Consider the following 24,450-nt stretch of genomic DNA (forward strand, 5'->3'; position numbering starts at 1 on the left):
AGGACAGTTTAGGCTGTCCCTTTTTCTATCTAAACTTTTTATTCTGTATAAAGATTAAGTTCAATACTGCTGATATTAGTCCCTGTATTCGCAAAAATAACATCTATGACTTCATGCAGTAGCTCTTTCACTTTTTCATGTTCATAGCTAGTTGCTTCTGCGGTTTTAAGACAAATCAAGTTACAGCTCATTTTATCTTTTCTGATCTTATAAATACTTTTACTTTTTCCTAAGAACACCCTTTTGATGAGCTTGCGATTTTCAAATTCAGATAAGATTCGATAAATTGTTCCGAGCGTAATTTTATGTTCATTTTTAATTTGTGCATAAATGCTCACCGCGCTTAAGCCTTGTGGATTTTGATTTAAAATTTCAAAAACCTGTATTCTCGATTTTTTTATGGGTAGTCCATTTAATAATGATTTTGAAGTTGCCGTCATAATTAATTAGCCTTAAAGTTGAAAAGTATAGAAATTCTTAAAATTATTTTGTCTATACTGGTTTGAAAATTATGGATATTTGTTTAATAAAAAACAAAGCCTATTCCCCTACGAATAGGCTTTGTGCTTAGTTTTAACTTAGAAACTATAAGTCGCTTTTACAAAGTAATTGCGGCCATAGAGTTTGGTGTTAAAGGTTTTGTTTTTATCTTCAAGGTCAACATCGGTCAGGTTTTTCACACCATAGTCCAATGTTAAGCGTGGTGAAAGTGGTGAAGTAAATGTCACATCGTAAGTGGTATAGGCCGGTAACTCTTTAGTTGCGGAGTACATTTGCTTACCCACGTAGCTTACACCTGCATTTACACGGAAGTCCTCAACGGGTGCCCAAGAAATTGAACCATTAGCCAGCCATTCTGGTCGTTCAGTTAAATCTTGACCTGTGGTTTTATTTTTTGCATCTAAGTAAGTAGCGTTTGCCTTAACACCTAAATTATCCGTGAAATCATAACCACCTGTAAGCTCAACTCCTTTAAGCTCTGCACGGCTTACATTGGTCCAGATTTTTCTAAAATCACCCACTAAACGTGGGTCTCCATTACTTAAGGTAATGGCTTCAATCAGGTTTTTTACATCATTTTGGAAAACGGTAACACCGGCATTCCAGTTTGGACGGGTTACAATTAAAGATGCTTCGTAGTTAGTGCTTTCTTCTGGTTCTAGGTCGGGATTGCCTCGAATGTGACAACTACCACCACATGAAATCATTGAGTAGTTAATGTCTAACTGAGCAGGAGCCGGAACTTTATAAGCTTGGCCTACACCACCTTTTAGGACAACACCTTCAGCGAGTTCATAGGACAAATAAGCTTTACCAGTCGATTTACCATCAAAGTCATCAAAGTCGTCGTAACGGCCACCTAGAGTTAAGGTCAGTGCATCATTAATATGGGTATCGTTTTGAACAAATACACCGTAACTTTTTTGCTGGTTTTTCCCTGTGCCGATATAACTCACAACGTCTGTAATTTTTTGATCTTTATAATCAAAACCAGCTGTCGCATTATTCATGATCCAGTCAAAGTTCGCGAAAGCGCGGCCAATTAAGTTTTCTTGCTTATAATTACGACTTTGTGGTGCATCATATTCGCTGTCATAGTCATAAATTTTAGCAGTTTCTTTTCCAATATAAGCTTCTGTTTTCCCCCAGCTCCATTTTCCTCGGTGAGCAACTCCTACATTGGTACGCTTCATTTCCGATTCTTGAATTGAGGTCGCAGCATCTTGAGTAAGTGGGCGCTTATCGTTGTTATAGCCTAAATCTAGGTCTAAAGTTTGTTGGTCATTAATATTCCAACTTAAAGTACCATTTACGTTTTTGGTGTCTTTTTCTACAAAGTAAGCGCCATCTGGATCTGGTTTACCATTTCGATACCATGCATCACGGTTATAAGCATCTCCGGCCAAAGTAAAACTTACATTGTCGGTTAGACGCCATATAAGTTGAATCCGTAACGGAATTGATCTTTACCATTCCCACGGTCTGCTCGGTTATATTGCCCAAAGACCGAACCATGAAGTTGTCCGTCTTCAGCTTTTTTGGTAATAATATTAATTACGCCACCCATGGCATCTGCCCCATAGAGCGATGACATTGGCCCGCGAATGACCTCAACACGTTCAATACTATTTAAAGGAATTGCACTCCAGTCAAAGTCATTACCACGCCACATGGCACCATTAGATGACATGCGCTTACCGTTAAGTAGGATGAGTGTGTAGTTTCCCGATGTGTTGAGCATTCCTCGTATAACGATTTTATCTTGCCCACTATTGTAGTTATAAACCCCAGCTTGTTTTTGTAAAACATCAGCAAGACTCAGCGCCGCACTGCGTTCAATCTCTTCACTCGTGATCACACTAATAGATGCGGGTGCTTTATCTACGTCTTGTTCTTTTAATGCAGCAGAAACCACAATAGTTTTAAGTTTTTGAACTGGTTCACTATTACCCTGCTGTTCAATATCTGTATTTGCTTGAACGGCGAAAGGAAGCAGTGTTGAGATGGCGACCACCAGCGCCTTTTTCGTTAACGTCATTTCTCGGCCCTTATTCTGGATAATGATTACCACATGATAATTATTATCATTTATGATGTGCCGAGCATCATATACGCATGACTTTTACTGATCAAGATAAAAATAATTATTAGTTATATAATGATAATCATTATTGTTTGTAGTTTAAAAAAGCGTTACCATTACACTTTCGTGTGCCTAAAAACCTATTTAAAACAATCTTAAAGTAGACATAACAATGCTCTCTCGATTTTTTATCTACCACCCTATCTTTGTTTGTGTCATTGCAATCACTATTCTTATTTTTGGTTTTTTTGCCACTTTAGCCATGCCTGTCGAACGCTATCCAAACCTTGCACCGCCCGGTGTCACGGTTGTTGCAAACTATCGTGGTGCAGCTGCTGATACTGTAGAAGAAAGCGTGACCCAAATTTTAGAACAACAAATAAAAGGTCTGGATAATTTGCTGTACTTTACGTCACATAGTGAATCATCAGGAACGAGTAGCATTGATATTCATTTTAAAATTGGCACAGATATCGATAAAGCGCAGCTCCAAGTACAAAACCGAATTAATGGTGCTTTAAACCGTTTACCTGAGGAAGTTCAAAGACAAGGCGTAAACATATGGAAAACCACTGGCGATATGCTGCTGATTGTGGGGCTATATGATGAAACAGGAAAAACCAGCAATATTGATTTGTCTGATTATATGGTAAATCACTTTGAACAACCTTTAAGTCAATTACAAGGAATTGGTGAAGTTGATGTTTTTGGTTCAAGTTATGCCATGCGCATTTGGTTAAATCCAAACCAACTTAGAAATTATCAACTTGTACCGAGTGATATTGAAAAGGCCCTCGAAGATTATAATACCCAGATTGCTGCTGGTTCGATTGGTGCAATGCCCTCTGCTTCTGACCAAAATATTTATGCAAAAGTAAAAGCAGGTTCACGATTAAAAACAATAGATGACTTTAAATCGGTGGTGGTTAAAGCAAATGTTGACGGTAGCCTTGTTTATTTAAAAGATGTCGCGAGAGTCGAATTAGGGGCAGAAAATTACGAAAGTATTAATACGCTTAATGGCTACCCATCGGCAGGTTTAGGGATTTCTCTAAGCCCTGATGCCAATGCAATCGAGACTTCTGCTCTTATTAAAGAAAAAATGGCTCAGCTTAGCCAGCATTTACCAGCTGGATATAAAGTTGTTTATCCACGAGACAATACACCATTTATTGAAGAGTCAATTAAGCAGGTTATGATCACTTTGCTTGAAGCAATCGTGCTTGTTGTTATTGTGATGTATCTCTTTTTACAAAATTGGCGTGCAACTCTTATTCCAACCATTACGGTTCCCATCGTCATTAGTGGCACATTTGTGGTGTTGTATTTGTTTGGAATGAGCATTAACACACTTACGCTATTTGCTCTAGTTTTAGCGATTGGGTTATTGGTTGATGACACCATTGTAGTCGTGGAAAATGTTGAACGGCTTATGCACGAACAACAGCTAAGTGTACGTGAAGCTTGTTTAATGTCGATGCAAGAGATTAGCGGCGCATTGGTGGGTATTACGCTGGTATTAACCGCGGTATTTATCCCAATGGCTTTTTTTAGTGGTTCGACGGGTATGATTTACCATCAGTTTTCTATTACATTAGCAGCAGCTATGTTGTTATCGCTATTTGTAGCTATGACCATCACGCCAGCAATGTGCGCAGTTCTATTAAAAAAACATAATAAAAAACCAAAATGGGGTCAAATGCTTGAGCTTGCTCTTCAAAAAATCAGATCAGCTTTTAGTTTTTTATCTGTTCGTTTAATCCAGTTTAAAGTATTTTCCAGTCTGTTGGTTGTGGGGATTGCCGTTATTCTATTTATGATTTACCGCAGTTTGCCTACAAGCTTTATTCCAAATGAAGATCAAGGATTACTTGCTGTTCCCTATAGTTTGCATAACAGTGCTTCAATGAGCCAAACCGAAGAAGTTGGAAGACTCGTCAATAATTATTTCTTTGAACATGAAGGCAAAAATATTAATACCGTACTGGTCGTAAATGGACAAAACTTTTCAGGGAGCGGTCCAAATTTAGGTATGGCCTTTGTTTCGCTTAAACATTGGAATGAGCGTAAAGGAGAAGCCAATACGGCGAGTGCTATTCGTGAACGTGCCCAAGCATATTTACATAAAAACTTGCCGGCTAAAGTCATGGTAGGAATGCCACCAAGTGTATCTGGTTTAGGTCAATCTGATGCTTTAGAACTTTGGCTTAGAGATGTAAATGGTCAAGGGCGCGATGAATTAATTAAACAATATAAAGCCTTAGAAAAAGAATCTCGAAATTATTCAGCCTTTGAAAATCTAAGTCCTCTTGTGAATGAAGATAAAGCCGAAGTATTTATTCAACTCGATCAAAATAAAGCCAAAATGTTAGGAATTGACCAACAAGCAATTCGTTCAACACTATCGACTGCTTGGGGTGGAAACTATGTTGGCGATTTTGTTGAGCGAGGTCGAATTAAGAGAATTATTATGCAAGGTGATTCAGAGTTTCGTTCTAAACCCGAAGACTTAGCTTACTGGCATGTGCGTAATAACTCAGGTGGCATGCTTTCCCTCGCCCATTTTGCTCAAAGTCAGTGGACTGGTGGCCCAGAAGCTCTTACTCGATTTATGGGGCTAGCTGCCATTCAACTTGAAGCCAATGTAAGTTCAGGCTTTAGCTCAGGTCAGGCAATGCAACAGTTAAGTGATATGGTCGGTAAACAGTCTGGTATAGATGTCGCATGGAGTGGCCTTTCTTTACAAGAGCAACAATCTAGCCGCCAAGCGATCTATTTATATCTCATTTCTATTTTGTTTATTTTCTTATGTCTGGCTGCCTTGTATGAAAGCTGGAAAGTTCCTTTTATTATTTTATTAGGGCTTCCCTTAGGCATTACAGGCACTATTATTTTTGCTTGGATTTTTAAGTTACCTAACGATGTTTACTTCCAAATTGCCCTATTAACAGGTATTGGCTTATCTTGTAAAAATGCAATTCTCATTGTTGAGTTTGCGACTCAAGCACTCAAACAAGGGAAAAGTAAAATCGATGCTGCAAGGGAGGCTTTAAAGCTACGCTTACGTCCGATTTTGATGACATCTCTTGCCTTTGGTGCGGGTGTGGTTCCTTTGATTTTTGCAACTGGTGCAGGCGCTACGAGTAGATATGAAATTGGAATGAGCGTATTTGGTAGTGTCGTTTTTGGTACATTACTGGTACCGTTATTTACTGTGTTCTTCTTTGTTGGGGTTCATAGTTTACCGAGTTTTCAGTGGTCAATAAGCAAACCATGGTTGAGTAGAATTTTGAGATTTAACAGCCGTATTAAAAAGGACAATACATTCTTTTAAAGCTTAAAATAAAAAAAGCAGATATTAAATCTGCTTTTTTTATTCTTTCAATTTAAGCGACTAGCTTCTCAATCCAAACTTCTAGGGTTGGTTGTTCAGCTAAATCTTCAAAACTCACCTGTGCACCGTAAGCCTGCCATTTACCCACTAATGTCATGAGTCGAACCGAATCAAGTCCAAGCATGAGTAAATCATCATTTAACTGAATGTCTGATGCAGGAATCTGAAGCTGTTCACTCACCGCCAAAACAATACCTTCTTGAGTGAGTGGTGATGCCGCTTGTTCAAGCGCCCAAGCTCGTGTGACTTGCTGAGTTGTCATGACTTGCCCACAACGTGTACTTACGTATTTTAAAGCCATATCGTGTTCTTCACGGCTAAAGTCAGCCAGTGCATCTCCACATAAAAAAGGCTGAATATTTAGCATAAAGGCTTCTGCGGCACTCATGAGGCAGCCAATATGGGCATAAACACCACAAATGATGAGCTGGTCGCGGTCTGACTCACGCATGAGTTGTTCAAGTGGAGAAAACTTAAATGCGCTATAACGCCATTTTGTTAAGACAGTATCATTTTTTTGAGGAGAAATTTCCGGCAAAATTTGGGTAATATATGGGTCATCTTTTAAACCAGTTCCCCAAAAGTCCGTTAATAACTGGCGATGTTCAGGTGTCTGATTACCCGGCTGTGCAGTATAGACCACAGGGATATTAAACTTACGCGCAGTTTCAATCAGTTCTTTGGTATTTTTAATAAGCTCTGGAATAGGCGCTTGAGTTTGATCATAAAAATCTAAAAAATATTGCTGCATATCGTGTACCAATAAAACGGCGCGATCGGTATGCAACTGCCAATGCGTTTTATTCGCAGTAAATTCGTGCGCTTGTGGCATGTTGTAACCGGCAATTTTAGGAATACTCATCAAATTTTTCCTTTTTTATCTTTAAGCAAGAACATTGGTGTTGGTTTCAAATTGTTGACGTAATCTTTTTTTGTCGATTTTTCCAAAGGCTGTATATGGAAATTGCTCGATAAATTCGACTCGATCGGGAATTTTGTAGGTAGCAAGTCCATAATCTTTCAGATGTTGACGAACTGACATTGCAAGACGAATTGGGCTCGGATCATGGGTTTGTACTTGCCATGCAACAAAAGCACAGCTTTTTTCACCCATGATTTCATCAGGCATAGCAACCAATGCTGCTAGGCGAATTTGTGGATGAGTTAATAAAGCTTGTTCAACCTCTTCGGTCGCAATTTTTTCACCAGCGCGATTGATTTGTTCTTTTGAACGGCCTTCCACAACAATGCAGCCATCTTCTCGAATACGTACTAAATCGCCTGTTCGATAAAAACCATCAGGTGTAAAAGATCGTGCATTGTGTTCTGGTGCTTGATAATAGCCACGAATGGTATAGGGACCGCGAGTGAGTAAATGCCCTACCTCTCCAGCGTTTACTGGCTGATCATTATCATCCAGCACTAAAATTTCATCATCTTGTGAAATTTTTAAACCTTGGGTATGAATAATTTGCTCTTTTGTCATGTCAAAATGGGTGTAATTCACCAGCCCTTCAGCCATGCCAAAAACTTGTTGTAAATTGACATGGAACTCATCAATCAAGCGTGTGGCAACTGCATCGGGTAAACGTGCTCCTCCGACTTGTAAGCAACGTAGAGTCGACAATATTGGATCTTGATCTTTTACCGCTTTATCCATCCAAGGTCGAACCAAAGCAGGAACCAAGCAAGCATCAGTCACACCGTGTTTTTTGATCAATGAAAAAGCAGTTTCAGGGCTTGGGTCAGTGCCTAAAACCACAGCTCCGCCGGAATAAAAAATACCTAAAGAACCTGCCGAGCTCATTGAAAAGTTATGTGCCGCAGGTAAAACCATGAGTAAACGTGATGACTGATTAAGACGGCAGATTTTTGCGCTCTCACGTACGCTATATAGATAGTCATCATGGCTACGTGGAATCAGTTTAGGAACACCAGTACTTCCACCTGAAAGTTGTAAGAAAGCAACTTGATCTGCCGTAGTCGGTGAGATGGCTTCATCTAAAATATGGGTTTCTTTTAATAGATCTTGAATAGCTACAAATTTGTCGGCATTCCCAAGTACAAATACATGTTGTAAGCAAGGAGCAGTTTGCTGAAGCTTTTCGGCAAGCTCTCGGTAGTCAAATTTTTGTGCACCAAAATCAGCACAGAAATAAGCTTTTGCTTGAGTTTGTTTAAAAAAACTACTGAGTTCTGCATAGCGATGTGCAGGTAAAGACATCACAGGTAAAGCACCAAGCCGAATCAGTGCAAAAAATAAAACATAGAACTGATAGTGATTTGGCATTTGTACAACCGCTTTATCACCAGCTCTTAGTCCATGTTGATATAAGTGGCTTGTGCAGTAATCAACTAAATGATCAAACTCAGCGTAACTAACAGCTTTATCACCATCATATACCGCAATATTTTCTGGGTATTTTTGAGCACTTTCACGCAAGAAATCACTCAAGTTTTGTCCAAGCCAATAACCTTTTTTACGGTAAATCTCAGCAAATTCTGCTGGATATGGCACGGCACCATCCAGATAAACCTGTGTTGTCATATGTTTGGTCCTTGTATTGGCAATTGATTGGGCGAAATCTGGAATCCGTCCAGCACAGTGCAAAATTTAGCGGCAGTTTCAGCATGTTCAGCTTGTGGATGAGAAGCTTCCACAATTCCCGCACCGGCAAATAAACGAGCAATATTCTGATAGATTCGGGCACAGCGGACAGTTACCGACCATTCACCGTTACCTTGTTCATCTGCCCAGCCCATAGTTCCTGCAAATAATTCACGATTAAATGGTTCAAGTTGCTGAATTAGGTCTTTCGCAATTGGACTAGGCTCCCCACAAATTGCAGGTGTTGGGTGTAAACGTTCAATTAAGTCAAAAACATGTGTATCAGCTTGCTTAAGTTCGCCAGTAATGTGTGATGCCAAGTGCCAAAGGCGTTTAGTACGAATGAGTGATGGTTGTTTAGGTACTTTTAACTGCTTACAAAAAGGCGTGAGTTCATCGGCAATCATTTCGATGACGAGTGCATGCTCATGTTGATCTTTTTGTGAAGCAAGTAATGCTCTGGCGTTATTTTGGTCTAGGGTTGGATCGTCATCACGAGCCAATGTGCCAGCAACCGGTTTACTCCAGATTTTTGTATTTTGCTTTGCAATTAAGAGTTCTGGGCTTGCACCGACGAACCACCCTTCACTTTGAGGATTCCTCGCGACTGCATAGTTATAGCCTTCGGGATTATGCTTAGCTAAGTTGTAAAATAAGTCCGAGACGGGAATATTTTGTTCAAACTCAAGTTGCAAAATACGAGCAAGTACGGCTTTATCAAGTTTTTTTGCTTGCATTTGCTGAACTAAATACTCAACTTGCTGTTGGTAATGTTCACCTAAAGGGAAATAATCCGCCTTTTCTAAAGATAAAGAACCAAAATCAATATCAGACTGTGCATAGAGTACTTTCTGATAGATTTTTGCATTTTGCATGAGCATTAAATTGACATCGGCTGCCGAGCAAAATGGTAGTCCACCCATAATTTTGACGTCTTTATAACCGTCATTTATTGCAAGCTGTAATTGAGCTCGTGCTTCATCTAACCACTCTTTTAAAAGGCTATTTTTAGCGACTTGAATATCTCGTAATTTTTGATGGCTATTGATGGTGTATTCTGGCGTTGTGAAAATAAAACCTGCATCATTTCCACAATTTAAAATTTCTTGTGCTAATGCAACGCGGCTTTCAGTAAAATTTTCTCGTTGGATAAAATACGGATGCTGTGCCGACATCTCGCAACTCCTTATACAGTTATTTTGTTGTAATGAATGAATGTTTAAACGCCTAAAGTGGCTCCTCCATCAACCACAATTTCTTGCATGGTAATTTGTGCAGCTTGATCAGAAAGTAAGAAACTCACCGTATTGGCAATATCTTCAGGCTGGGCTAATTTTCTTAAGGGAATGCCTGTACGGTATTGGCTTAAATCTCCATCGATTACCGCAGGTGGAGGTGAATTATCTGTCCAAAGTTGCTGCTGCATTTGAGTTAGGGTAGAGCCTGGTGAAACAATATTAAGCCTTACTTGGTGAGGTGCGATTTCAAGCGCAAGATTACGGCAGTAATGGCTCAATGCCGCTTTTGTAGTTGCATACATGCCAAGTTGTATACGTGGCATACGTGAACTATTCGAGCTAATCGTGACAATACTTCCCTGCTTTTTTTCACAAAAATGCTTGGCCAGTTGTTGACTAATCGCAATAGGTGCCATGACATTTACAGCGAAAAGTGTTTGCCAGTCTTCTGTTTTTGCTTCAAGCATAGAACGCATAATCAAAACGCCTGCCGCATTCACTAAACCCGTTACGCTATGTTTGTTTAAAATATCTGTAATGAGCTTCGCTGTTGTTTCTTGATCAGTAATATCTTGCTGAAAGCCTTGCCAACGCGATATTTCACTACTTTCTATCTTTTGTGTAATTTCCCATTGTTCAGGATTTTCCTGTCGGTCGATGCCGATCACTTGATACCCTTGCTGCAATAATTTTTTTGCAATAGCAGCTCCAATACCTCTTGCAGCACCTGTGACTACGATGGTAGAGCTCATGTTTTACTCCAGTTTGACTCGAATAGTAAATTCCGCCACATAATTGCAAATAATTATCATTACTATCAAGTGCGATAAATATCAAACATAAGATTACAATCTAAATCAAGTTATTTATTAACCAAGAATTTGACTTATTTTATTGATTTTTAATAACTTTAATAAAACACATCTTTTTTTATTGATTATAATGATAATTGTTTTCATTTACTAATGAGAATCATTCTGATAATTTGACCGCGCTTTCTTGTCGAGATGGACTCAAAATGAAGCCATTTTCTCAACCCTTACATCCCCTATTTCAAAAACTCAATATTGGGAGTGAAGTCTGGTGGAATACCGTTAAAAAACTAGGTAGTCCACTGGTCAACCTACAAAAAAATAAAGCGCTATGTACCTTTATTTGGCGTAGTTCTGAACTCAAAGAAAGCTTTTTTGTTTATATCGATATCTATTCACAAAGCCCTTCTATCTATCAAAAGTGGAATCGTTTTAGCCGTATAGCTGGGACAGATGTGTACTTTTTTGAAATAGAGTTGCCTCTAGCTTGGGCTGGTAGTTATGTTGTAGTGACCGCTAGTGAAGAAGCGCCAGAAACAGATTGTGCGGCAATACGCCGCTTATGGTGGCAAACCCAGCTTAAACAGAGTGCTCAAATTGATCCATTCAATCATCATCGGTTTTACACGGGACATCTGGCTCGATACATCAATCAAATTCAACTCGAAAGCACAAAATCTTTCATAGACGATTGCCCAATTACAAAGACATTTCAATGGTCAAGTCGCTTATGCCAACAGGACTATTTGGTCGATATTTTAATTAGTGGTGAATCAGCAGAAGAAAATCTGCCATTAGTTATTTTGCTTGATGGACAAATCTGGAGTCGAGAGCTTTCAATTTTGCCCAAAATTCAACATTTGACTGATTCAAATAAGATTCGCCCAGCAGTTTATGCTTTTATTCATAGTTTAAATATTCAGCAACGCCAACGAGATTATGGTTGTCATGATGCGTTTAGTCAGGCGTTGGTTGATGAACTTATTGAAACGCTTCTAAAAGAATATTCCTTTATTTCTAAAACAGACATTACGTTATGTGGTCAAAGTTTAGGTGGATTATGCGCTTTACATAGCGCTTTGTTGTTCCCGACCATTTTTACTTCTCTGATTTTACAGTCTGGATCTTATTGGTGGTCAGATTTTTCGAACAGTACTTTAGGGAAAAAACATAAAGGTAATATTTTAGAACTGCTTCAAAACCTATCTCATCCATTATCAAAAACAACTCAAATTTATATCAGTGCTGGCACGTATGAAACCGATATGCGGGACGATGCCCTACAGCTTTATCAACAATTGCAATCATTCAATCAAGTGAGCTTTCACAGTTTTTCAGGCGGACATGATGCCGTGAACTGGCGTACCGACTTGCTTAAGGCATTGCAAAAAATTCTTTCACTATAACCATTTGTTTCATCAAGGATAACAATATCATGAGCAACTTACAGGAAAATTATATCAATCCCTTTGATAACGAAAGTTTGTCTTTTCAGGTTTTAAAAAATCAACAAGGTGAGTTCAGTTTATGGCCTGCTCAACATCAGGTGCCATCGGGATGGGATGTGCAGCATGGTCCTGATACACGGTCTTCATGCATTGCTTATGTAGAAAAGCACTGGGTTGCGATTAACCCCTTTCAACAAGCGTAAGGAGTATTGTCATGAATCAGGCATTAAATAATGAATTTACTCCGGACCTTTCACAACCCGCTCGTTTTGAATTGGCCTCTACTCAGCTCGGTATTTTTCTTGCCGATCATTTAAGTTCAATTGAAGATTTATATACCATTGCGCATTGTTTGGAACTACCAAAAACTGTCGATATCCCAACGTTTAAAAAAGCGATTCAGATCGGCTTAAATGAAGCCGATACGGTCAATGCCTCATATTCATCTGACCCGTCTCAACCGTTTATTGAGCTTAATAACCAAGTTCAGTTTCAAATCGAAGAATTTGATTTTTGTCATTTAACGCCTAAAAAAGCTCAGCAACGCTTATGGGACTGGATGCCATCAGACCGTCAATGTGCCAAATCACTTAAAGCTGGTGAATCTCAGCTGTTCCGTCAAGTGCTCTTTACGACGCATGACAAAGTATATTGGTATCAACGTTATCACCACATCATGCTTGATGGGTTTAGCATGATTAACCTAACCAAACGTATTGTTGAGCTATATCAACAATTACAAGAAGGAAAAGAACTTTCGGTTTCTCCGTTCATTGGCGTGAATGATGTTATTTCGGAACGTCAGTCTTATGAAAATAGCCATCAATTTAAAATAGATCAGGCTTTTTGGAAAGCTTATTGTGAAGATTTACCTAGTCCAGTTAGTTTAAGTACTCATCATTTAGCGGCAAAAACAACCGCAACATTTATTAAGCATCAGCTGCGTTTTTCGACAGGAATTTTAGAGCAAATTCAAGCTTTAGCTGCACAAACTAAATTAGCTTTGAATGACATGATGATGTCATTGTCATTACATTATATTTACAAAATGACCGATAAAGCTGCTTTGGTTAACGGTATTCCATTTATGCGCCGTTTAGGTTCAAAAGCGATTCGCTCAACCTTACCTACGGTAAATGTCTTGCCTGTGAAGTTTAAAGTTGCTGAAAAAGACAGTTGGGTGAGCTTAGCTCAACATGTACAAGAGCAATTACGAGAAATTCGTCCGCATCAGAAATACGATGCAGAACAAATTTTAAGAGATTTAAATAGTATCGATATTCATGAACGAATGTACGGTCCTATTTTAAATTATAAAGCTTTTGACCAAGACTTGGTTTTAGATGGTGAAAAGGTCAAAACACACCATATTTCTACAGGACCAATTGATGATTTTGAGTTTTCCTTTATTGTTCAAGATCATGAACTCATTATCGAACTACGTGCGGATTCGCAGCGTTATACACAAGATGAGCTATTTAACCATGGTCAACGCCTAACGTTATTGCTCGAACAAGCCTTGATTCGTCCAGAAAAGCCATGTAGCAATTTTAATATTACAACATCACAAGAGCTTGCTGCCCTGACCCAAAGTGGTATTGGTCCGCGTGTTAGTCACCCTGAAAAATATAATAATGTTTTAGATATTTTTTATGAGCAAGTGAAAAAATATCCTGAACGTACCGCCATTGTGAGTGGTGAACGTCCAAACCTTCAGCATCTCAGTTTTGCTGAGCTTGCTGTAAAAGTGAATCAACTGACTCGTTTTTTACAAGAAAATGGAGCCAAAAAGCAAACTGTCATTGCTGGAGCTATTCCTCGTTCAATTGACTCAGTTGTGGTGATGTTATCCGTATTAAACTCTGGTGCGAGTTTCTTGCCTCTCGATTTAGATTACCCAATCGATCGTATGCAGATGATGTGTGAAGATGCCAATCCATTATTTGTATTAACTACACAAGCACTTGCACAGCAACTACCACAAAATATTCAACAGCTATATCTTGATCATGAAGATGTTCAAACACAAATTCGCAAGCAAGATGCGAGTGATATTCCTACCGAAAATCGTAAATTTGATTTTCAAGATGTCGCGTATGTAATTTTTACTTCAGGAAGTACTGGTCGTCCTAAGGGAGTAATGAATACACATGGTTCTTTACGCAACCTCATTTTGTCGCATAAACCAACTATTTACTGGCCTGTATTAGAAGCTGTAAATCAGCGTTTCCCTGAGCGTCCGTTACGTGCAGCGCATACACACTCTTTCTCATTTGACTCATCTTGGTTGCAAGTTTTCTGGATGTTATGGGGCCAAGAGCTACATATTTTTGATGAAAACATGCGTCGTGATGCATTTGGCTTAGTGCAAGAAATTCAACAACGACAAATCGATACACTCGATTTACCGCCATCTTTTTGTGCGCAAATAATGACGAATGGTTTATTTGCTGAAAATCAACATCAACCAAGTCTTATTTTGATTGGTGGTGAAGCTGCACCGTTAGCTTTATGGCAGCAGCTGAATGCTCAGCCAGAACTTTTTGCTCATAACTTGTATGGCCCAACAGAATATACGGTTGATACTTTCCGAGCAGAATTAAAGCAAACAGCTCGCCCTGTCATTGGTAACCCTATTGGTAATACACAGGCCTACGTACTAGATCGCTACTTGCAACGATGCCCAACAGGCGTGATTGGTGAACTTTATATTTCTGGCTTTGGGATCGCCAATGGTTATTTAGGTCGAGCTGACTTAAGTGCTGCCCGTTTTGTAGCGAATCCATTTGAACATGGACAGCGCATGTACCGCACAGGTGATTTAGTCCGCTGGAATAGCGCGGGTAAACTTGAATTTATGGGGCGCTGTGATGACCAGATTAAAATTCGTGGTTATCGAGTTGAAATTGGTGAAGTTGAAAATGCGCTTTCGATTTTAGCCAATGTTGAAAGCGCAGTCGTGATTGCAGAACCGATTAATAACAGTCATCGTTTACTCGGTTATTGTGTGGTCAAAGACATTGAACTCGATGAAAAAACCAGTGAGCAATTAAGTCAGCAATATTTAAGTCAGTTACGTCAAAACTTACCTGAATATATGGTGCCTTCTGCCCTGACTGTTATGTCCGAATTTCCACGAAATGTAAGTGGCAAAGTCGATAAAAAAGCACTGCCAAAGCCTCAAATTCGTACCCATAGCCGAATGGCCGAAACGTCTGAACAACAACTTTTATGTCAAATTACTGCATCTGTTCTTAAGCTTGACGCAATTGGAATTGATGACGACTTCTTTATGACAGGTGGCGATAGTATTTCGGCCATTATGCTTTGTACTCAATTACGCCAACGTGGTTACGGCTTAAGACCAAGTGATGTATTCCAATGTAAAACAGTCGCCGCTATGGCACCGCAACTCACCCGTTTAGATGAACAACAAACGGCTGTTTCAAAACCGTTATTTTCAGCAGACCTAGAACAAAAGGTTCAAGAAAAATATGGAAAAAACAGCACTATTTTACCTTTGCTACCTTTGCAAAAAGGCATGCTATTTTTATCTCAAGTAGAAAATCAATCGAACTATAATGCCTTTACTCGTCTTAGTTTAAATGGAGACATTGATCCGGTACGTTTGCAGCAAGCGTTGATTACCTTATTAAAACGTCACCCTCAATTAGGCGGACATTTTGATAGCGAATTAGCTGAAGAACCTGTTTTTATCTATTCATTACACCCTACTCAAGCTTGGCCAGTTCAGTTTTGCTCAGTCACTCCCGATCTGCTTGAGCAAACCATTCAAGAAACATTGCAGCAACCGATTCATCTCGACCAACCCTATGGCTTAATTCGGGCAACCTTAATTCAACATGCTCCAGAACAATCCGAATTATTGATTATGGTGCATCATCTGTTAACAGATGGTTGGTCAACTCCGCTGTTTTTACAAGACTTTATTAAAGCCTATCAGCAAACTAATCAACAATTGCCTGTGCTTGAATATAGTTATGAAACAGTAATTAAAGCTTTATCTGCACGTGACCATGAAACATCGAAAGTAATTTGGCAACGTGATTTAGCAGATTTACAGCCACTTATTTTATTTAATCAACCCCAGCAAGCTGTACAGGAAACTTCATATCGTTTAAGTGCTGAGTTGGGCGCGAAACTTCAACACAAATTACGCCAGCAAGGCATCACGCTCAATGTCTTCATGCAAATGATTTGGGCAATGACTTTAAATATTTATGCTCATCGTGAAGATATTGTTTTTGGTACTCCTGTTTCTGGGCGTTCAGCACCTATCAATGGTTTAGAGCAGCAGATTGGATTGTTTTTAAATACGATTCCAGTACGTGTAAAGCTCAACATGCAGCAAACACTTTGGGAGCAATTGACTCAGTTACAACAATTGCATGTTGAACATTTAGAACATGATGGTTTAGGTCTGGGTGCAATTCAGCAACTAATGGGGCAAGGCAATCTTTTCGATAGTTTGTTAGTCGTAGAAAACTATCCTGATAATCAGTATTTACAGCAAAAACTTGGTGATGCTGCGATTTCAAAACTCACAAATCGTGGTTATAGCCATTACCCGCTTGCTTTGTTAGTTATTCCTGATCATCAAATTGAACTATTACTCGAACAGCGTGGTGTAATTGATCAACCTGAACATTTCTTAGAGCGAATGGTTCAATTGATTGAAATTGCATTAAATGAACCAGAGACTTCTCTAGCTCACTATCGCTTACAACTGGCCGAAGAACGCGATTTAATCCAGAAAACAAATCAAACCCAATACTATGTTCGCCAGAGCACATTACAACAATTACTCAGAGAACAAGCTCGAATTACGCCTGAACAAACGGCGTTATCTGATGAAAATCATCAGCTCAGTTTTAGTGAAGTGCGTTTGCAAGTTTGTGCTTTAGCACAGCAATTGCAAAGAGCGGGCGTACAGGCTGGAGATATTGTTGCGGTTGCTCTACCAAGATCAGTCAAACTGAGTATCGCTATTTTAGCGGTGATTGAAGCAGGTGCAGCTTATTTACCTATTGATTTACAACATCCGTCTGAACGCATCAAATTTATGTTGCAGGATGCCAAATCTAAACTTGTGATTGGTGAACAAAAAGATCTAGCTGCTATTGCCCCTCCATCAATAGCCATCTTTGCTTTTAATGAATTGTTTGATGAAACAAAGATTGATTTAAGCAGCTATAAAACGACAGTTATTACCCCACAGCATCCGGCCTATTTAATCTATACATCAGGTACAACAGGCCAGCCAAAAGGTGTCATGGTTTCTCACCAAGCCATTGTGAACCGTATTTTATGGATGCAATCAGAATATCCACTGTCAGCCAACGATACGATTTTGCAAAAAACGCCATGTACTTTCGATGTCTCTGTATGGGAGTTTTTCTGGTCATACTTAGTGGGCGCGAGATTGGTTATGGCTCCTGTGGATGCACACCGTGATCCATTGGCATTATTAAGCCTCATTCAAAAATATCAGGTAACAACATTACATTTTGTACCGTCAATGTTGGCTGTTTTTGAAAATGCTGCTACCGAAATTTTGTCATCTGCTCAGCGTCAAAGTTTACCAATCCGCCGAGTGTTCTGTAGTGGTGAGGCATTACCAACGGCTTTAGCAAAATCATTTACTGAGCACTTTAGCTGTGAGCTACATAACTTATATGGCCCAACAGAAGCTGCGGTAGATGTGAGTTATATGGATGCAACACTAGGATTACACCCAGAAGAAAGTAGTGTTGCAATTGGATATCCAGTCTGGAATACCCAGCTTTATATTTTAGATCAATACTTACGCCCTGTTCCTGTTGGAGTGGACGGTGAACTTTATTTGGCAGGCCATCAACTGGCCATGGGTTATTTGCATCGAGCAGACTTAACAGCAACACGTTTTGTGGCAAATCCATTTGCAGCAGGTCAACGCATGTACCGCACTGGTGATATTGCCCGTTGGCATGCAGACGGCAGTATTCAATATGTGGGCCGTGCTGATGACCAGTTAAAGATACGTGGACAACGTATTGAACTGGGTGAAATTGAACAGCAATTACGTTTAATCAGCGGTCTTGATGTGGTTGTACATCCTATCTCTTCTGAGCAAAATAAAGCTGATGTTCAATTGGTTGCTTACTTGCAAACAACAGCACCTGTGGATATTGAGCAGTTAAAGAAACAATTGGTGAAACAGCTTCCTGCCTATATGGTTCCTACACACTATGTATTAGTTGAGAAATTCCCATTAAGTCATAATGGTAAGCTGGACCGTAAAGCACTGCCGCAACCACACCTTACTCTTTCAAATATAGAAAAACAGTGCGCCACCACTGCTTTTGAACACGAACTGACACGTATTTTCCAGCAAGTTTTAAACACCGATCAGAATATTGGCGTGAACGAAGATTTCTTTGCGATTGGTGGACATTCCATTTTGGTGATGAAACTCGCAATTGAAATCCGAAAAGTATTCAAGCGGACCATTCCAATTGGCCAGTTGATGAGTCATGTCACGATTCAACGTTTAGCAGCTTTACTGCTTACACAAGAACGTTTGGCAGAAGTTGAACAAACTGGCATGCAACCAATTTTACCCATCCGTTCCGGCTCTGGGCATCCATTGTTCTGTTTCTATCCAGGTTCTGGTTCGGCATGGCAATATACGGTGCTGAATCGTTATCTACATTCTGATTTACCCATTATTGGGTTGCAGTCACCTCGACCAGATGGCCTATTGGCAAATAGCGCTAATATGGACGAACTGGTTGAAAAACAACTTGAGATTATTCGCAGCCAACAACCAACTGGACCTTATACGTTACTAGGTTATTCACTTGGCGGCACTGTGGCTTATGCAGTTGCAGCGAAGCTCACTGAACAAGGTGAAAAAGTTGATTATCTTGGCTTGTTAGACACTTATCCTGCTGAAATTCATCAATGGTTAGATTTATCGATAGAAGAAATGAATACTGAAGCTGAGCAAGAACAGCTTCAGTTCTTCAATGATATTCTAGCCGATGCAGATACGGCATTAAATGAAGAAACCCGTCGTTTACAAGAAGATATTTTTGCAAACTATCGCGATGCCGTCCGTTTATTAAAACCGTATAAAATGCCGCAGTTTAATGGTGAACTACACTTAGTTGTCGCTGAAAAAGACTTACTGCCGTATATCCAACCAGAACAACAATGGTCACCTTTAGTTAAAAAACTCAATATTGTTCGACTAAGTGAAGCTGACCATACCGATATATTGTCTCCGCAGCAACTTGAAACACTTGGCCCGATTTTAAACCGCATGATCTGTCAGGCACGCGGTTTAGAGGAGCACACGCCATGAGCTTCAAATCTGTATTGACCGATTTTAGTCTTTTAAAACGTAATGCTCATTTCCGACATGTATTTATTGCCCGCACATTGTCATTGTTAACAATTGGCATGTTGGTCGTGGCTATTCCAAAACAAGTCTATGACATTACGGGTAACTCGCTTAACGTTGCTGTCGCAATGGCTTTTGAAGGCATTGCTATGTTTATTGGCTTGTTACTTGGCGGTTTGCTGTCAGATCGCAAAGATCGGAAATGGCTGATTTTATTGGCACGTGGTGTGTGTGGCTTAGGCTTTGCTGGCCTCGCCATCAACGCCATGTTTGAGCACCCTTCACTCTATGCGATTTATTTTTTATCGGCATGGGATGGTTTCTTTGGTGCACTGGGTGTAACGGCAATGATGGCGATCATGCCTGTGATTGTAGGGCGCGAAAATATCGTACAAGCCCGTGCGATCAGTATGGTATCCGTACGTCTTGCAACTGTTATTTCACCAGCAATCGGCGGTATTTTAATTGCGGTTAGTGGTGTAGCAACTGTGTATTGGGTCTCAACGGTGGGTACTTTACTCACTGTGTTTTTATTGATGGGGCTACCTGCGCTTAAACCACAACATGCATCAAATGGCGAAAGTCCTCTTCGCCAATTAGCTCAAGGGTTTAAATTTGTTTTTAAAAATAAAGTAGTCGGTAGCACCATTTTAATTGGAACACTGCTCAGTTTTAGCAGTGCTATTCGTATTATTTTTCCGCAAATGGCAGATGAAATTTTTCACGGCGGCGCATTTGAACTCGGACTTATGTATTCGGCCGTGCCTTTAGGCTCAACTTTAGGTGCATTACTGAGTGGATGGACAACAAAGTTACTCAAACCCGGCTTAGTCATGCTCTATACGTGCTTAGGTGTTTTTAGCTGCATGATTATGATTGGACTTTCACCTTGGCTCATCGTGACTTTACCAATTTTATGTGTTTTCGGATATTTGATGTCGATTGCCAACTTGCTTCAATACAGCATCGTGCAAGGACATACACCTGATGAATATTTAGGGCGTATTAATTCAATCTGGCTCGCACAAGATGCGTTAGGCGATTCGATTGCCACTACAACTTTAGGTCTTTTAACGCGTTTTTTACCAATATCAGGAAGTATCCTCTTCTTTGGTATATTAAGCTTTGCAGTAGGGTTTATGTTCCTATTCAACTCTCAAGATATGCGTGAAACAGGATTCCAAGATCCTAAGTTACAAGAAAATTAAATCCTAAATAAAAAGAAGGCAATTCGTTGCCTTCTTTTGCTTTAAGTAAAATTTCGTGCCTGAAAAACCCAAGTCATAATATAGTCTTGTTCTACAGCCCAGCCACCTTGATATTGTTCTAAGAGTTGATAGCGCTGCTGAATTTCTGGCAAAAAAGTTAGTGTTAATGTTTGATTTTCAAAATCAATATTAACGATAGATGCTTCTAAGAAATCGATATATTGCTTTGCAGTGGGATAAACCGCTTTATATAGGCTTTCTTTTACAGAGAAAATTAAGCTCACATAACGGGCAAAATCAAAAAACTCTGCCGCTTTACCTTTCCATAAATTAAACTCAGATGGCGTTAAAATAAGATGTGCGCTCTCTTGAGCAAATTCTGAGGTCACCCAGTGCTCAATATCAATTCCCAAATAAACCGCATGGTTAGATAGCGCAACAATTAACTTATTTTGTGAATGACTAATACTCCCCAAAACATGAGTTGGCCAAATGGGCAAATGTTCGTACATCGAGGTTATTGGCTGCTCTAAACCGAAATGATGATTTAAAACAGCTTGAACTAATACCCTGCCACATAAGTACTCATTTTTACGTTTGACACACGCTTGAGCAATTTTTAGGGGATGCTCTAATTGTTGGTTTAGATGCAAATGCGTTGTTTGCGATAAATCTAGCCCATAACAAAATAGCTCTGATGTAAGAAAAATAGGACTCGATATTTCATAAATTGATTTACTGATTTGTTCAGGAATATATAGATAATGACTCAATGTATTCGACTTCAAAATAAATATTTTTAATGAGTTATCTCCTATCTTAACTTACTTACTGCAATTCTATAAGTAATTATATTTATCATTTGATAATAATTATTATTTACTTATACTGTTGGGTAAATTTTGACTTTAATTTACTTATAAACAGCGATTATGAAACTTATAGGACTTTTTTTGACCCTGTTGGGAGCGGTCAGTATCTATTGTAGTCATAGCAACCAAAATCTGTTGTCTCAACATCTTCCTACTCTCTTTAAGTATTTGGGTCTATTGCTATTAGGCATTGGATTTATTGCGCTCTTTGCAAGCTTACCGAAAGTGGTTGCCGCTTTTTGCTGGTTCATGCTCATCATTTTTGCGTGGTCTTTCCTCCCTTTTATGGCGCTTTTTAAACGGAAACTGGTTTCATGAAAGCTAAAATTCAGTCTCCAATCCAGCCAGACTGGTGGAGTAAAACGTTTGCAGGTGGTGTTTTAGGTCTAAGTCTTTCTATCGCTATTGGTAATTTGATTGTTTTATTAGGCCAACCTTATGTCGCCATGGATTTATTGGTACAAGTGGGTATGTGGAGTGTTCCTTGGGTTTGGATGCCGATTATGTTTGGCAGTTATTTTTTTACGACTGGACGAAAAGCGCTTATCTATTTATTGACTGCCAATGCCCTAGCGTATAGCTGTATTTTTGTATTGCGGGGTTAAACATGAAAGTACGTTCAGACATCATGAAATTAGCAAAAAGCATGCATACTTGGGTGGGTGTATGTGCTGGGATTTTGCTTTTTATCTGTTTCTTTGCTGGTGGGCTCAGCATGTTTCAGCACCATATTAGTAAATGGGCTACGCCAACACAGCAAGTTTTACCGAAAGTCTCACCCGATCAATATAATGAGCTTATTCAAAAAGTTCAGGCTGCCTATCCTGCTGCGCAAAAGAACTTCACACTAAATTTATCGTCCAATGAATTTCACTATGCACCCATTACGTGGAGCGAACATGAACGTGGCGATGGTTTTAATGCTGCTCAAACCACGTGGATGGCAAGCTTAGACGATAAAGGTCAGTTAATCGTTGCTCAAGAAAACTTATCTAAAGCAGGCTGGCTAATTGAACAGTTGCATGAAACAGCAGGCATACCGGGCATGGCAGGCCATCACGGTTTAGGTCTTTATGTGATGGGTGTTGTTTCAATTTTATATTTTCTTGCCCTGCTTTCAGGAGTGATTATTCTTTTACCCACCTTGGTAAAGGATTACTTTGTCATTCGGCCTGGCAAAAATAAAAAGCGCTTTTGGCTAGATGCGCATAATGTGATTGGAATTACCAGCTTACCGTTCCACATCATTATTAGTATTAGCGTTATTGTCTTTGCTTTTCATGACTTTTTTTATGATGCGATTGGACAACTTGCACTCAAAGGACAGCCTGTTTTTCAGCGTTCTCCCCCAGCCCTTATTCAGCCTAAACAAACACAGGTTGATGTGCAGCAAATATTAGCTCAAGCTAAAAAAGTAGCACCTGAATATTCAGTTGACTATATCCAGTTTAGTGGCCTAGATAAACCTGAAAAAGCCAATGCACGTATTGCCCTCTATAGTTCAGATCAGATGTTGCGCGGTGCAAATCATGACTTTATGCGTATGAACCCATATGCAGTTGAGCACTTTAATCATAAAGGTATTAACACACAGACTGATGCCGGGAATAAGTTAATCAACGCCATGTTTAGTCTACATTTTGGAAGTTTTGGTGGTACGGGCGTACGTTGGATTTATTTTGTATTAGGTGTCGGTGGTGCTTTCTTGTTTTATACAGGTAACATCCTTTGGGTTGAAACTCGTGCACGTAAACAAAAGCGTGCTGAAGACCCTGTTCCTGTTCAACGTAAAGATGTGGTGTTCCTTGCGAACTTAACGATAGGTGCATGTTTAGGGTGTGTTTTAGCAGTCGTGGGTACAATGTTGGCCAGTCGGTGGCTCTTCGCAGCGCTTAACATTGAAAGTATGAATCACCTCTTTATGTATGGTTATTATGCGATTTTCCTACTGAGTTTGATTTATACCTTTGTGATTGGCTATGCAAAAGCTTTACCACAACTGCTGTTAACCTTGGTTTTAGTGTTATTTGCGATTCCGCTTACATCCCTTTTAGCTTACTTCATTCCTCAAAGTGGCTTATGGGTACATAGTGGAGAAATCTTAGTGGTTGATTTCTTAGCTATCATTTTTGCTTTCGCTTTTTGGCGTTTTTATCAACAAGCCCAAGACCGCCTAAAATCTGCTCCAACTGGCAGTTTATGGGCTAGCTAACAACCATAAATCGACAAGACTGAAATAATGTGTGAAATATGAAAAATTATAAAACCCACATTGTTTCGGTCAGTTGTTTAATTTCCTGAATATCATGACTCACATAAATCATCGGAATTTTTATTTCCTCTTTTACTTTCTGAAAAAAAGGAATAATTTCAGCTTTATGGTTTGCATCTAGTGCCGATAAAGGTTCATCAAGTAGTAACAGCTTAGGTGAATATAACAATGCTCGACCCAGTGCCACGCGCTGTTTTTCCCCTCCTGATAGTTTGATGGGCATACGTTGTAATAAGTGCCCTAACTTTAATAATTCAATAATGTAATCTGCTTCAAAGTGACGTTCTTGTTGGGACAGGTGCTTAAGACCAAATAATAAATTTTGTTTTACTGTTTTATGGGGAAAAAGCTGAGCATCTTGAAAAACCAATCCAACATGCCGCTTTTGCATGCTCAAGTTAATTTTTTGATCTGAATCAAACCATGTTTGGCCCTGTATTTTAATGACTCCACTATGCGGTGTGTTTAGTCCGGCAATAGCATGTAAAATCGATGTTTTACCTGACCCTGAGGCACCAAATAACCCAATAACAGCAGCATCTGACTGGAAACTAGGTTCAATATGAAATTGACCCATTTGCAGCTGAAAACGGCATTCAATTAACATAT

The 24,450-nt window shown here is 39.4% G+C and carries 14 protein-coding genes and 2 pseudogenes; 7 read left to right on the top strand and 9 right to left on the bottom strand.

Annotation, left to right across the window (positions count from 1 at the left end; genetic code table 11):
• Window positions 1-38 precede the first annotated feature (38 nt).
• Window positions 39-440 carry a transcriptional repressor gene (locus tag ACINWC141_RS11260; RefSeq protein WP_005305185.1) on the bottom strand — a complete coding sequence of 134 codons (402 nt, stop codon included), beginning with the start codon at window positions 438-440 and terminating at the stop codon, window positions 39-41.
• A 138-nt stretch (window positions 441-578) separates the two neighbouring features.
• Window positions 579-2,539 (bottom strand): annotated as a pseudogene (locus ACINWC141_RS11265) (TonB-dependent receptor plug domain-containing protein).
• Window positions 2,540-2,756: 217 nt separating this feature from the next.
• Here ACINWC141_RS11265 and ACINWC141_RS11270 point away from each other — a divergent pair.
• Entirely contained in the window at window positions 2,757-5,918 is a 3,162-nt protein-coding gene (locus tag ACINWC141_RS11270) for a multidrug efflux RND transporter permease subunit (protein ID WP_009391307.1), read from the top strand.
• A 52-nt stretch (window positions 5,919-5,970) separates the two neighbouring features.
• Here ACINWC141_RS11270 and ACINWC141_RS20510 read toward each other — a convergent pair whose 3' ends face one another.
• The 5 genes and pseudogenes from ACINWC141_RS20510 to ACINWC141_RS11290 all read right to left on the bottom strand — a co-directional run bounded on the left by ACINWC141_RS20510 (window position 5,971) and on the right by ACINWC141_RS11290 (window position 10,576).
• Entirely contained in the window at window positions 5,971-6,159 is a 189-nt protein-coding gene (locus tag ACINWC141_RS20510) for a phosphopantetheine-binding protein (RefSeq protein ID WP_400198623.1), read from the bottom strand.
• Between the two features lie 30 nt (window positions 6,160-6,189).
• Window positions 6,190-6,840: pseudogene (locus ACINWC141_RS11275) on the bottom strand (isochorismatase family protein); the annotation flags it as partial.
• 21 nt (window positions 6,841-6,861) lie between these two features.
• Window positions 6,862-8,526, bottom strand: coding sequence for a (2,3-dihydroxybenzoyl)adenylate synthase (locus ACINWC141_RS11280; RefSeq protein ID WP_009391317.1), 1,665 nt, complete (start codon window positions 8,524-8,526; stop codon window positions 6,862-6,864).
• Window positions 8,523-9,761 (bottom strand): isochorismate synthase, encoded by a 1,239-nt coding sequence (locus tag ACINWC141_RS11285; protein ID WP_009391193.1) that lies wholly within the window; start codon window positions 9,759-9,761, stop codon window positions 8,523-8,525. Before ACINWC141_RS11285 ends, ACINWC141_RS11280 begins: the two co-directional genes overlap by 4 nt.
• A 44-nt stretch (window positions 9,762-9,805) precedes the next feature.
• Entirely contained in the window at window positions 9,806-10,576 is a 771-nt protein-coding gene (locus ACINWC141_RS11290) for an SDR family oxidoreductase (protein ID WP_009391309.1), read from the bottom strand.
• Window positions 10,577-10,842: 266 nt separating this feature from the next.
• Between ACINWC141_RS11290 and fes the strand changes: the two genes are divergently transcribed.
• From fes to entS, 4 genes are read left to right on the top strand one after another with little or no spacing between them, the layout of a single operon-like run.
• Window positions 10,843-12,042, top strand: coding sequence for an enterochelin esterase (fes, locus tag ACINWC141_RS11295; RefSeq protein WP_009391286.1), 1,200 nt, complete (start codon window positions 10,843-10,845; stop codon window positions 12,040-12,042).
• 29 nt (window positions 12,043-12,071) lie between these two features.
• Entirely contained in the window at window positions 12,072-12,287 is a 216-nt protein-coding gene (locus ACINWC141_RS11300; protein ID WP_009391194.1) for an MbtH family protein, read from the top strand.
• An 11-nt stretch (window positions 12,288-12,298) separates the two neighbouring features.
• Window positions 12,299-19,450, top strand: a complete 7,152-nt coding sequence (locus ACINWC141_RS11305; RefSeq protein WP_009391252.1) for a non-ribosomal peptide synthetase — start codon at window positions 12,299-12,301, stop codon at window positions 19,448-19,450.
• Window positions 19,447-20,697, top strand: coding sequence for an enterobactin transporter EntS (gene entS, locus ACINWC141_RS11310; RefSeq protein ID WP_009391255.1), 1,251 nt, complete (start codon window positions 19,447-19,449; stop codon window positions 20,695-20,697). The genes ACINWC141_RS11305 and entS overlap by 4 nt, the downstream gene beginning before the upstream one ends.
• Before the next feature lie 41 nt (window positions 20,698-20,738).
• On the opposite strand, the gene ACINWC141_RS11315 is transcribed toward entS, so the two are convergent.
• Window positions 20,739-21,470: a 4'-phosphopantetheinyl transferase family protein gene (locus tag ACINWC141_RS11315; RefSeq protein ID WP_009391276.1), complete on the bottom strand. Its 732-nt coding sequence runs from the start codon at window positions 21,468-21,470 to the stop codon at window positions 20,739-20,741.
• A gap of 413 nt (window positions 21,471-21,883) precedes the next feature.
• Here ACINWC141_RS11315 and ACINWC141_RS11325 point away from each other — a divergent pair, with 413 nt between their 5' ends.
• Together ACINWC141_RS11325 and ACINWC141_RS11330 are read left to right on the top strand one after the other, a co-directional pair.
• Window positions 21,884-22,174, top strand: a complete 291-nt coding sequence (locus ACINWC141_RS11325) for a hypothetical protein (protein WP_009391242.1) — start codon at window positions 21,884-21,886, stop codon at window positions 22,172-22,174.
• A 2-nt stretch (window positions 22,175-22,176) separates the two neighbouring features.
• Entirely contained in the window at window positions 22,177-23,781 is a 1,605-nt protein-coding gene (locus tag ACINWC141_RS11330) for a PepSY-associated TM helix domain-containing protein (protein WP_009391198.1), read from the top strand.
• 46 nt (window positions 23,782-23,827) lie between these two features.
• Here the strand turns inward: ACINWC141_RS11330 and ACINWC141_RS11335 are convergent, their stop codons facing one another.
• Window positions 23,828-24,448: an ATP-binding cassette domain-containing protein gene (locus ACINWC141_RS11335; RefSeq protein WP_009391271.1), complete on the bottom strand. Its 621-nt coding sequence runs from the start codon at window positions 24,446-24,448 to the stop codon at window positions 23,828-23,830.
• Window positions 24,449-24,450: the final 2 nt, after the last annotated feature.

Origin of the sequence: Acinetobacter sp. WC-141, from assembly GCF_000313935.1 — a bacterium.
In the GTDB taxonomy this organism is placed as follows: domain Bacteria; phylum Pseudomonadota; class Gammaproteobacteria; order Pseudomonadales; family Moraxellaceae; genus Acinetobacter.

Bases quoted from the DNA above. Each gene is read 5' to 3' on its own strand.
- ACINWC141_RS11305 (WP_009391252.1), top strand. From the start codon at position 12,299: ATGAATCAGGCATTAAATAATGAATTTACTCCGGACCTTTCACAACCC.
- ACINWC141_RS11270 (WP_009391307.1), top strand. From the start codon at position 2,757: ATGCTCTCTCGATTTTTTATCTACCACCCTATCTTTGTTTGTGTCATT.
- ACINWC141_RS11330 (WP_009391198.1), top strand. From the start codon at position 22,177: ATGAAAGTACGTTCAGACATCATGAAATTAGCAAAAAGCATGCATACT.
- ACINWC141_RS11300 (WP_009391194.1), top strand. From the start codon at position 12,072: ATGAGCAACTTACAGGAAAATTATATCAATCCCTTTGATAACGAAAGT.
- ACINWC141_RS11280 (WP_009391317.1), bottom strand. From the start codon at position 8,526: ATGACAACACAGGTTTATCTGGATGGTGCCGTGCCATATCCAGCAGAA.
- ACINWC141_RS11325 (WP_009391242.1), top strand. From the start codon at position 21,884: ATGAAAGCTAAAATTCAGTCTCCAATCCAGCCAGACTGGTGGAGTAAA.
- ACINWC141_RS11260 (WP_005305185.1), bottom strand. From the start codon at position 440: ATGACGGCAACTTCAAAATCATTATTAAATGGACTACCCATAAAAAAA.
- ACINWC141_RS11290 (WP_009391309.1), bottom strand. From the start codon at position 10,576: ATGAGCTCTACCATCGTAGTCACAGGTGCTGCAAGAGGTATTGGAGCT.
- entS (WP_009391255.1), top strand. From the start codon at position 19,447: ATGAGCTTCAAATCTGTATTGACCGATTTTAGTCTTTTAAAACGTAAT.
- ACINWC141_RS11335 (WP_009391271.1), bottom strand. From the start codon at position 24,448: ATGTTAATTGAATGCCGTTTTCAGCTGCAAATGGGTCAATTTCATATT.
- ACINWC141_RS11285 (WP_009391193.1), bottom strand. From the start codon at position 9,761: ATGTCGGCACAGCATCCGTATTTTATCCAACGAGAAAATTTTACTGAA.
- fes (WP_009391286.1), top strand. From the start codon at position 10,843: ATGAAGCCATTTTCTCAACCCTTACATCCCCTATTTCAAAAACTCAAT.